8 protein-coding genes and 1 other RNA gene are annotated in these 10,012 nt (G+C 61.4%); 5 read left to right on the plus strand and 4 right to left on the minus strand.

From position 1 onward, the window contains the following. Positions 1 to 235: 235 nt before the first annotated feature. The 3 genes from ACZRMO_RS01315 to ACZRMO_RS01325 all read left to right on the plus strand — a co-directional run bounded on the left by ACZRMO_RS01315 (position 236) and on the right by ACZRMO_RS01325 (position 4,697). Entirely contained in the window at positions 236 to 2,965 is a 2,730-nt protein-coding gene (locus ACZRMO_RS01315; protein WP_463971638.1) for a LuxR C-terminal-related transcriptional regulator, read from the plus strand. 87 nt (positions 2,966 to 3,052) lie between these two features. Next, positions 3,053 to 3,697 carry an MBL fold metallo-hydrolase gene (locus ACZRMO_RS01320; protein ID WP_124527439.1) on the plus strand — a complete coding sequence of 215 codons (645 nt, stop codon included), beginning with the start codon at positions 3,053 to 3,055 and terminating at the stop codon, positions 3,695 to 3,697. Between the two features lie 232 nt (positions 3,698 to 3,929). Then, positions 3,930 to 4,697: an OmpA family lipoprotein gene (locus ACZRMO_RS01325; RefSeq protein WP_026137042.1), complete on the plus strand. Its 768-nt coding sequence runs from the start codon at positions 3,930 to 3,932 to the stop codon at positions 4,695 to 4,697. A gap of 266 nt (positions 4,698 to 4,963) precedes the next feature. Here the strand turns inward: ACZRMO_RS01325 and ACZRMO_RS01330 are convergent, their stop codons facing one another. From ACZRMO_RS01330 to ACZRMO_RS01345, 4 genes are all read right to left on the minus strand, one after another. Next, positions 4,964 to 5,545 (minus strand): BON domain-containing protein, encoded by a 582-nt coding sequence (locus ACZRMO_RS01330; protein WP_124527438.1) that lies wholly within the window; start codon positions 5,543 to 5,545, stop codon positions 4,964 to 4,966. Further along, entirely contained in the window at positions 5,542 to 6,135 is a 594-nt protein-coding gene (locus tag ACZRMO_RS01335; protein WP_007904374.1) for a phosphoheptose isomerase, read from the minus strand. Before ACZRMO_RS01335 ends, ACZRMO_RS01330 begins: the two co-directional genes overlap by 4 nt. Positions 6,136 to 6,227: 92 nt before the next feature. Then, positions 6,228 to 6,599, minus strand: coding sequence for a YraN family protein (locus tag ACZRMO_RS01340; RefSeq protein ID WP_305432770.1), 372 nt, complete (start codon positions 6,597 to 6,599; stop codon positions 6,228 to 6,230). After that, the gene (locus tag ACZRMO_RS01345) at positions 6,599 to 8,410 is read right to left on the minus strand and encodes a penicillin-binding protein activator (RefSeq protein ID WP_463971639.1); all 1,812 of its coding nucleotides are present in this window, start codon (positions 8,408 to 8,410) and stop codon (positions 6,599 to 6,601) included. The genes ACZRMO_RS01340 and ACZRMO_RS01345 overlap by 1 nt, the downstream gene beginning before the upstream one ends. Before the next feature lie 176 nt (positions 8,411 to 8,586). Between ACZRMO_RS01345 and rsmI the strand changes: the two genes are divergently transcribed. After that, a complete protein-coding gene (gene rsmI / locus ACZRMO_RS01350) occupies positions 8,587 to 9,492 on the plus strand; it encodes a 16S rRNA (cytidine(1402)-2'-O)-methyltransferase (RefSeq protein WP_463971640.1) in 906 nt (301 codons plus the stop codon). A gap of 96 nt (positions 9,493 to 9,588) precedes the next feature. Next, positions 9,589 to 9,942, plus strand: an RNA gene (gene rnpB / locus ACZRMO_RS01355) — RNase P RNA component class A. Positions 9,943 to 10,012 lie beyond the last annotated feature (70 nt).

Genomic DNA, 10,012 nt, shown 5'->3' on the forward strand with positions numbered 1-10,012 from the left:
TGGGAGCTGGCTTGCCTGCGATAGCATCACCTCGGTAGATCTGAATAAACCGAAGTGCCTGCATCGCGGACAAGCCTTCCCCACACAAGCCCAGCTCCCACATTTGCTTGTGTCGAATTTTTTTGTCGCAGTTCTTTTTCAGGCAAATGTTGCAAAGATCTACAAACCTGCCGCTTTTACCGCTAGTCTGCGGACATCTGCAATGCCGACAACAGCCTTCTACAAGAGCCCGGCGATGACTGATCTGTCCCGAATCCAAGGGCCTGCCAGTGCGGTGATTCCGACCCTGGAAGGTCGCTTCTACAGGCCTCCCTTGCCTGACGGCTACGTGCTGCGACCGCGGCTGTGCGAACGGCTGGCTGCCGGGCTGGACGGGCGACTGTTGCTGGTCAGCGCGCCGGCGGGGTTCGGCAAGAGTTCGCTGGCGGTGGAGTTCTGCCAGAGCCTGCCCGCGCACTGGCAAAGCCTGTGGCTGGGCCTGAGCCCACGGGACAATGATCCCGGGCGTTTCCTGGAGCGCTTGCTCGACGGCTTGCAGCACTATTTTCCGCAACTCGGCGCCCAATCCCTGGGCCTGTTGAAGATGCGCCAGCGTCATCAACCGTTCGCCTTTGAAGAATGGCTCGATGGCCTGCTCGATGAGTTGACGGTCCACCTGTCCACCCGCGCGCCGCTGTTGCTGGTGCTGGATGACTATCATCTGGCCCAGGGCCCGGTGCTCGACCGTTGCCTGCAATTTTTCCTCAATCATTTGCCCGATGGCCTGGTGGTATTGGTCACCAGCCGCCAGCGTCCCGATTGGCACCTGGCGCGACTGCGTTTGTCGCGGCACTTGCTGGAGCTGCATGAGCAAGACTTGCGCCTTACCCATGCCGAGTCCCTGGCCGTGCTGGACCGCCACAGCAGCTCATTGCGCGGCGAAGCCCTCGACAACCTGATTCGCCGCAGCGAAGGCTGGGTGGCTGGCCTGCGCTTCTGGGTGCTGGCGGCTTCCGAAGCCGGCAGCGACGGCGCGTTGCCGCAAAGCCTGCATGGTGGTGAAGGGCTGATCCGTGACTATCTGCTGGAAGAGGTCATCGACTGCCTGCCCCCGGAAGTGCAGGCGTTTCTCTACGACACCGCGCCGCAAGAGCGGTTTTGCAGCGAGTTGTGCGACGCCGTCCGCGAAGCCCACGACAGCGCCGAAATCCTGCGCTACCTGCAAGCCCATCAAGTGTTCCTGGTGCCGCTGGACGACCAAGGCCACTGGTACCGTTATCACCATTTGTTCTCTGATTTGCTGCGCACCCGTCGCGCCAGCAGCAACGTATTGCCGCCCGCCAGCCTGCATTTGCGCGCCTGCCGCTGGTTCAATGCCCAGGGTTTGATCGACGAGGCGGTCGAGCAGGCGCTGCGCGCCGGTCACCTGGACGTGGCGGCCAACCTGGTGCAGAACCTGTCCGAGGAACAACTGCTGGCCGAGCAGAATGTCGGCATGCTGCTGCGCTGGAAGATGGACTTGCCCGACAGCCTGCTGATCAGCACACCGCGCTTGATCGTGCTCTACAGCTGGGCCTTGGGCCTGGCGTGCCAATTGGATGCGGCGGAAGAATTGTCCGGTTATCTCAGCCGCTTCCTGCCGGCGCCGTCGGCCACCGCGCAAAAATCGATGCTGGCTCAGTGGCTGGCATTGAGCGGGATCATTGCGCGCGGCCGGGGTGATCGCGAGCTGACCCAGCGTTATTGCAGCGAAGCGCTGGAAAGCCTGCCGCAGCGGCGTTACGGCCAGCGGTTGATGTGCCTGTCGACACTCTCCAACCTGGCCATCGTCGATGCCGATCTATGGCGCGCCCGTGGCCTGAACCGCGAATCCCTGGAGCTGGCGCAGCGTGTCGGCAATCCACTGTTTGAAGCCTTGGCCCACTACGATCGCGCACGCGTCCTACAGGCCCGTGGCGAAATCCTGCGTTCCCTGGACGAAGTCCGCCAGGGCTTGCAGCGTTTGCAAGGGCTTGCACCGCAGCGGTTGTACGCAGTGCGCGCACGCCTGGCGCTTTACGAAGGCTACTTGTTGCTGATGCGCTGCCAGCCCGAAGCCGGGATCACACGTTTGCGTGCTGGCCTGGCGGAGGCCCGCGCCTGCCGCGATATCAGCGTGCTCATTGGGCATTGCGTGATCGCCAACTTCGAAGGGCGCCGTGGTGACTTCCCCAGGGCGTTCGCCGAGTTGGCCGAGGCGGAGCGCTTGATGCATATCTGGGACGTGCCGCCGATCTACTACCTGGCGATGATCACCCTGATCAAATGCGAACTGTGGCTGGCCCAGGGCCGCACCGACCTGGCCGATGCCTGGTTGACCCGGCTGGGGCAAACCTACAACGGTGAACACGCCGCGGCCGCGCCGGAGTTTCATCCGCATCTGCCGCAACATATCGGCTTGCAGCAGGCCGCGCTGGATGCCACGCGCCATCAATCCGCCGCTGCCCTGCATCGCCTTGAAGAGCTGGCGCAACAGGCGCATAACAGCGGCCGGCAGATGATCGCCCTCATGGCGCTGACCCAGCAGGCACAGTTGCTGCTGGAGAGCGGCCAAGACGCCAAGGCCCGCCTGATCGTGGCTCAGGCCCTGGAGTCGGGCACCGGCGGCGCACTGCAACCCTTCCAGCGCCTGCTGGAAAACCATCCCGAGTGGATGCGCGAACAACTGGGCAAAGACCCCCACGGCCTATTGAATCAGGCGCTGCTGGCGCTGTTGCCGGTGGTCGTGGTGGTGGACGCCTCGCCCATGCAGGAAACCCTGAGCGCGCGGGAGATGGCGGTGCTGCAATTGATCGCCGAGGGCTGTTCGAACCAGGAAATCAGCAACCGGTTGTTCATCTCCCTGCACACGGTCAAGACCCACGCCAGCCATATCAACAGCAAATTGGGCGTGGAGCGGCGCACCCAGGCGGTGGCGCGGGCGCAGGAGTTGCGGTTGATTGGCTAACGCCTGAGGCCAGTCTGGTTTAATAGTGCAATTATTCCGGCGATAGTCGCCCGAAAATTCCATGTGATTTGCACTAGAGGACCGTTCATGGAAACCGTGACACCGACACTTATCCGCGAAACCTTCCCCGTCGGCCCGTTGCAGTGCAACTGCACCATCATCGGCGACCCCATCACCAAAAAAGCCATCGTGGTCGATCCGGGTGGCAATCACGAATTGATCCTCGCGCGTCTGGATGCGCTGGGCCTCAAGGTGGTGAGCATCATCCATACCCACGCCCATCTGGACCACTTCCTCGCTTCCGGCCAGTTGAAAGAGAAGACCGGCGCCACCTTGCACCTGCACAAGGAAGACCAATTCCTGTGGGACAACCTTGAGATGCAGTGCCAGATGTTTCGCGTGCCCTACACCCCGGTGCCGTCGCCGGATCGCTGGCTGGAAGATGATGAGGAGCTGGCCTGCGGTTGTGGTGTAGCGCTGCATACCCCGGGGCATACGCCGGGTTCGATGAGCTTCTGGTTTGCCGATGCCAAGCTGCTGATTGCCGGGGACACCTTGTTTCGGCGCGGTGTGGGGCGCACGGATTTGTGGGGCGGGGATCAGGCGACCATCGTGCGCTCGATCAAGCAGCGCTTGTATACCCTGGACGAAGACGCGACGGTCGTGACCGGGCATGGGCGGGACACGCGATTGGGTGACGAGATGCGTGAGAACCCGTTTGTCAGGGCTTGAGAAGCTCCTGGGTATTTTTCCGGATATCCAGTGGCGACCGTCCGACGAAACTTACAGAGAAAAAGACAATTCCCGTTCAGCTACTGTCTGCTAGGGTTTTAGTGTGCTCACCTGTTGTAGAGCGGGCGCCTGCCGCCCATGGAATTTTTACCCTTTCTCGTGTTCCAAACTCGGCACAGGTCCATTGCCAATGTCCTCTGCATCACAGAATGCAAAAGTAGGAGCTTCCTTCATGTTCACTTCCCGTCGTCTGCTTGTTGTCGCTACCGTCGTGGCCCTGTTATCCGGCTGCGCTACGCCTAACCCTTATGACGGCAGCAGCCAGGGGCAGGCAAGTAATGAATCCGGCGGCATGAGCAAGACTGCCAAATATGGTGGCCTGGGTGCTCTGGCCGGTGCATTGGCAGGTGCCGCCATCGACCATAACAACCGTGGCAAGGGTGCGCTGATTGGTGCCGTGGTGGCCGGCGCGGGTGCTGCGGGTTACGGCTACTACGCCGACCAGCAAGAAAAGAAACTGCGTGAAAGCATGGCCAATACCGGGGTTGAAGTGCAGCGCCAGGGTGACCAGATCAAGTTGATCATGCCGGGCAACATCACCTTTGCCACCAACTCGGATGCGATCTCCAGCAGCTTCTACCAGCCGCTGAACAACCTGGCCAACTCCCTCAAGCAGTTCAACCAGAACACCATCCAGATCGTCGGCTACACCGACAGCACCGGCAGCCGCCAGTTGAACATGGACCTGTCCCAGCGTCGTGCGCAGAGCGTGGCCAACTACCTGACTTCCCAGGGTGTGAGCTCGGCCAACCTGAGTGTGCGTGGTGCCGGCCCGGATAACCCGATTGCCAGCAACGCCGACGTCAACGGCCGTGCCCAGAACCGTCGTGTAGAAGTGAACCTCGGCCCGATCCCTGGCCAGCAGTACGGCCAGCCAGGCGCCCAGGCGCCGCAACAGAACAACCAGTTCCAGGGCAACCCGTACTCGCAGTACCAATAACGCCGCAGCCACAAAAAAGGGCGCCATGCAGTCAATGCACGGCGCCCTTTTTGTTTGATCGTTCCCACGCTCTGCGTGGGAATGCTCCCTGTGACGCTCTGCGTCACCATTGCTCAGGGCTTGAGTGAGGCGCTGTCTGGCGGGACGCGGAGCGTCCCAAGAGGCGTTCCCACGCAGAGCGTGGGAACGATCAGGTAACGCCGCACCAATAAAAAGGGCGCCGTGCAATCAATGCACGGCGCCCTTTTTTGTGGCTGTCGGTTACATCAGTCTATGTACTCGAACACCTTGACGATCTTCTGCACACCGGACACGCCCTGCACCAGGTTGGCTGCGCGGGTGGCTTCCGCCTGGGTCAACAAGCCCATCAGGTAGACGATACCGTTGTCGGTGACGACTTTGATCCGGGAGCCGGGAATCGCGTTGTCAGTCAGCATCTGGGCCTTGATCTTGGTGGTCAGCAGCGCGTCATTGCTGATGGCCAGCAGGGTGATCGGGTCCATGACTTGCAGTTCGTTATGGACCTTTTTCACGCGCTGCACGGCCGAGGCGGCTTGTTCAGCCTGGGCCTTGAGGTCGGCACGCGGGGTTTGGCCGGCCAGCAGGACCACGCCGTTGAAGCTGGTGACGACGATGCGCGAGGCGCCGTTGCCCAGGTCGGTAGCAGCTTTGGCGACGTTGACCTCAACCTTGGTTTCGATCAACGAGTCGTCGATCTTGCTGCCGAAGGTGCGAGTGCCCTTGTCGTCCTGGATCGGGGTGTCACGTGTTGCGGTGATGGCGGTGCTGCAACCGGTGATAGCAAGGCACAGCGTGATGGCCAATAGGCTGAGGCGGTTAACGGTCATTCTTCACTCCCAAACAATTGGCTGTCGATCAGATCGCACAGGCAGTGGATCGCCAGCAGATGGACTTCCTGGATACGTGCAGTGACGTTGGCCGGGACGCGAATCTCCACGTCCTCTGGCAATAGCAGCGAGGCCATGCCGCCGCCATCGCGCCCGGTCAATGCTACGACAATCATTTCGCGATCATGTGCGGCCTGGATCGCTTGAATAATGTTCGCCGAGTTGCCGCTGGTGGAAATCGCCAGCAGCACGTCGCCAGGCTGGCCCAGGGCGCGGATCTGCTTGGAGAAGATTTCGTTGTAGCTGTAGTCGTTGGCGATCGAGGTGATCGTCGACGAGTCGGTGGTCAGGGCGATGGCCGGCAGGCTCGGGCGTTCGCGTTCGAAGCGGTTGAGCAGCTCGGACGAGAAGTGCTGGGCATCACCGGCCGAACCGCCGTTGCCGCACGAAAGCATTTTGCCCTCGTTGAGCAGGGCATTGACCATGACCTGACTGGCTTGCTCGATGTGCGGTGCAAGTACGTCCATCGCCTGTTGCTTGGTGTCGATGCTGGCCTGGAAAAGCTGGCGAATTCGGGATTGCATGTCCATCTGTGTGACCTTAAGTAGCGCGGCTGTTTGGCACAGGAATGTGCAGCCCGCAAAGCAAAGAGCAAAAGTGTGTGGTGAAGATGTCCGGCGAATCAGCTGTCGAAGGCATCTTTGAGCCAGTTCAGATCAGCCTGACCAGACGGTGTGCGTTCTATGGCAACCACATCGAAACGGCAGGGGGCGTCGGCCCAGCGATGCTCTTTTTGCAGGAAAAACTGCGCGGCGAGTATCAGCTTCTGACGCTTGCGCTCGTCGATACTGGCGAGCGCGCCACCCCATTGTGCGTGTTTTCTGTAGCGGACTTCGACGAATACTACTGTATCGCCGTCAAGCATGACCAGATCAAGCTCACCGCGTTTACACAACCAGTTCTGCGCCAGAAGGCGCAGACCCTGCTGTTGCAAATGTTTCAGAGCCTGCAGTTCGGCGTCCTTGCCGCTTTGTGCGCTGGACCGCTCGGGCATCAGCGCGGTGTGTCGGGCAGGCGCTGGATGTCGCCGCCGACGAACTTGGCCCATGGCATCTGGCGGTCAACGCGCTGGCTGGCGCTGATGCCCAGGTTGCCAGAGAGGCCGTCAATGCGGGTGTCCGGCAGTGCCTTGAGCTGACCCAGGCGCGGCGCCAGGCGATAGGCGTCAACGCCCATCGCGTACAGGCGACCCAGGCTGCCATTGGCTTGCGGCCATTGTGCGGCAACCTGGTTGCGCAGCGGGTCGGTGCTGTTGAGCAGCCAAGGGGTTTCGCAGAACATCACGTTGGTCATGTCCAGGTACTGGTTCTTGTCACCGCTGGCGCTGAACACGTGGGACGTCGCATACACCGGTACATCACCGGCGTACTGGAAGTTCAGGGTCGGCTTGATCTGCTGGGCCAGTTGCGGGGTCACGGCCAGGAAGATGAATTCGATGTCCTGGCGGCGCGAAGGCTGTGCAGCAACGTCAGTGCCGACAGTGCTTTGCAGGCTCTTGGCGCGGCCTTCGCTTTTGCGCAGTTGGAACAGGTCGGCGATCTGCTGGGCGAGGGCCACCGGTTGATCGACGTATTCGACGCCGACAACGGTGCCGCCATTGGCTTCCCAATCTTGACGGAAGGCTTTGTAGACACGCTCGCCCCACTCGCCACGCGGCACCATGGCCGCCGCACGATGCAGGCCGTCGGCGCGGGCGCGGCGCGAGACTTCGCGGGCTTCGTCTTCAGCTGCCAGGCCGAACTGGAACAGCTGCGCCGGGTTCTGGTCGGCCTCGCTGTAGTTCAGTGCCAGGGTAGTGATCGGCAATTGCGGGCGGGCGCTCAGCTGTTTGACCAGAGGTTTTTCCAGCGGGCCGACCACCAGTTGTACGCCGGCAGCCTGGGCCTTGGCGTAGAAGTCATCGATGGAGGTCATGCGCGAGCTGTCAAAGAACTCGATGACCGGTGGCTTCTGCCCGGCTTGCTCAGCCTGGTAGTGCGCTGCCATGAAGCCTTCACGCAGTGCCTTGCCAACGGAAGCCAACGGACCTTCCTGCGGTAACAGCAGGGCGATCTTGGTCAGGGGCTGGCTGGCCAGTTCCTTGAGCTTGGTCAGCGGAGTTGGCAGTTGCAGCGCCGCAGGATGGCCTGGGTTCTGCGCGCGCCAGGTGTCGATGGCGGCTTGCTGTTGCTCCAGGGTGCCGGCGCCCTTGACCGCCTGGGCCAGGGTGATCCAGCCGTCGAGCGTCGGGTTGCCGCTGGCTTGCAGTTGGTCTGCAGGCACAGCGGCAATCAGGGCCCAGATAGCTTCGTGATTGCTTTTGGCGGCATCGCCGCTGAGCAGCGGCGCCATGGCCACGCGCTCGCGGGCGGCGGCCAGTGTCTGGCCATCGGCTTCATAGGCGCGGGCATGTACGCTGCCGGTGCGCAGCTGCTGCTCGGTCGGCAGGTCCTTCAGGCTGAGCAGGCTGGGATGGCTCAGCGCCGTCAGCGCGGCCTTGGGCTGGTTGCGCGCCATGGCCAGTTCGGCGGCCAGGGTGCTGGCAAAGACTTGCGCGGCGGGCTTTAGGACATCCAGGGGCACTTGCGCAAGAATCTGCGACGAGCGGCCAGGGTTGTTCTGCTTGTAGGCCATGTCTGCCGCACTCAGGCGCAGCAGTGCGGCCTTTTCTGGCGTCTTGGCGGTGGTGGCCTGTTCGAGCAATTGCTCGATACTGGCGTCCGGGGTCCGTGGAAGGTCGCCAAGGCTGGACGAGGGCGAGCTGGCGCAGGCCGCCAGAAGGGCAGCGAGGCAGAGGGCGGAGAGCAGCCGCAGGCAAGCGATCATGTAAGTGTTCCTGATACCGATCAAATTAGCGTGGAATTGTACCCAAGCACTGGCCCAGGCGCGATGTTACTGGCGTGAAACCGTCGAATTAGGTCGTGCAAATGTTGCTGGTGACCGTCCGTGGCTGAAAAGGCATCGGCCCTGATGGCATATTTTCCAGGCGTCTACGCGCTACAATGCGACTTTTGCCAACCATCGAGGTGTGCGTTTTGACTGCTCCAGGTCCTTTGAATTCCACTGCAGGCTCGCTTTTTGTCGTGGCGACGCCCATTGGCAACCTGGACGACATCAGTGCCCGGGCGCTGAAAGTGTTGCGTGACGTTAAATTGATCGCGGCGGAAGACACGCGGCACTCCCAACGCTTGATGCAGCATTTTGGTATCAGCACGCCACTAGCGGCTTGTCACGAGCACAACGAGCGCGAAGAAGGCAGCCGTTTTATCGTGCGCCTGCTGGCCGGTGACGATGTGGCACTGATCTCCGATGCGGGCACGCCGTTGATCTCGGACCCGGGTTATCACCTGGTGCGCCAGGCGCGGGCCGCTGGTATCAATGTAGTGCCTGTTCCGGGGGCGTGCGCGCTGATTGCTGCATTGTCTGCTGCGGGCCTGCCGTCGGACCGCTTTATTTTCGAAGGTTTCCTGCCGGCCAAGGCCGTGGGGCGGCGTGCGCGTCTTGAGGCGGTAAAGGAGGAGCCGCGCACGTTGATCTTCTATGAGGCGCCCCATCGCATCCTTGAATGCCTGCAGGATATGGAGTTGGTATTCGGTGGCGAGCGCCTGGCGCTGCTGGCCCGCGAGCTGACCAAGACCTTTGAAACCCTCAAGGGCCTGCCTCTGGAAGAACTGCGCGCCTTTGTCGAGGGTGACAGCAACCAGCAGCGCGGCGAGTGCGTGGTGCTGGTCGCAGGCTGGACGGCGCCGGAGAGCGAAGATGCCGTGGGCAGCGAAGCCATGCGCATCCTCGACCTGTTGCTCAAGGAGATGCCCCTCAAGCGTGCCGCTGCATTGGCTGCGGAAATTACCGGTCTGCGCAAGAACGTGTTGTATCAAGTGGCGCTGGATAAACAGAAAGCCGAATAGTTCAGGGGCGAAAGCTGTATTTCGTCTGAACGTGATGGCAATTCTGAACTTTTATTACTTGTCCTAAGTCCGCCGTGCCGTTAACCTGCGCGGCGGAGAGTCGATTGGACAGTCGCTGCCCTCTATGAAAATTAGGGGGGGGAGGAAAGTCCGGGCTCCATAGGGCGAAGTGCCAGGTAATGCCTGGGAGGCGTGAGCCTACGGAAAGTGCCACAGAAAATAACCGCCTAAGCACTTCGGTGCCGGTAAGGGTGAAAAGGTGCGGTAAGAGCGCACCGCACGACTGGCAACAGTTCGTGGCTAGGTAAACCCCACTTGGAGCAAGACCAAATAGGGTCCCAAGGCGTGGCCCGCGCTGGGACCGGGTAGGTTGCTAAAGGTGTCCAGTGATGGCCATCGTAGACGAATGACTGTTCAAGACAGAACCCGGCTTACAGATCGACTCTCCACCTTTTTTCCTTCTGTCCGAATCTCGGGCAGAAACCCGGTAGTAACGCAAGAATCCCTCCCTGCCAAATCA

This window comes from Pseudomonas sp. B611 (genome assembly GCF_055407965.1).

Coding starts and splice junctions, on each gene's coding strand:
- ACZRMO_RS01315 (WP_463971638.1), top strand. CDS start 236: ATGACTGATCTGTCCCGAATCCAAGGGCCTGCCAGTGCGGTGATTCCG.
- ACZRMO_RS01320 (WP_124527439.1), top strand. CDS start 3,053: ATGGAAACCGTGACACCGACACTTATCCGCGAAACCTTCCCCGTCGGC.
- ACZRMO_RS01325 (WP_026137042.1), top strand. CDS start 3,930: ATGTTCACTTCCCGTCGTCTGCTTGTTGTCGCTACCGTCGTGGCCCTG.
- ACZRMO_RS01330 (WP_124527438.1), bottom strand. CDS start 5,545: ATGACCGTTAACCGCCTCAGCCTATTGGCCATCACGCTGTGCCTTGCT.
- ACZRMO_RS01335 (WP_007904374.1), bottom strand. CDS start 6,135: ATGGACATGCAATCCCGAATTCGCCAGCTTTTCCAGGCCAGCATCGAC.
- ACZRMO_RS01340 (WP_305432770.1), bottom strand. CDS start 6,599: ATGCCCGAGCGGTCCAGCGCACAAAGCGGCAAGGACGCCGAACTGCAG.
- ACZRMO_RS01345 (WP_463971639.1), bottom strand. CDS start 8,410: ATGATCGCTTGCCTGCGGCTGCTCTCCGCCCTCTGCCTCGCTGCCCTT.
- rsmI (WP_463971640.1), top strand. CDS start 8,587: ATGCGACTTTTGCCAACCATCGAGGTGTGCGTTTTGACTGCTCCAGGT.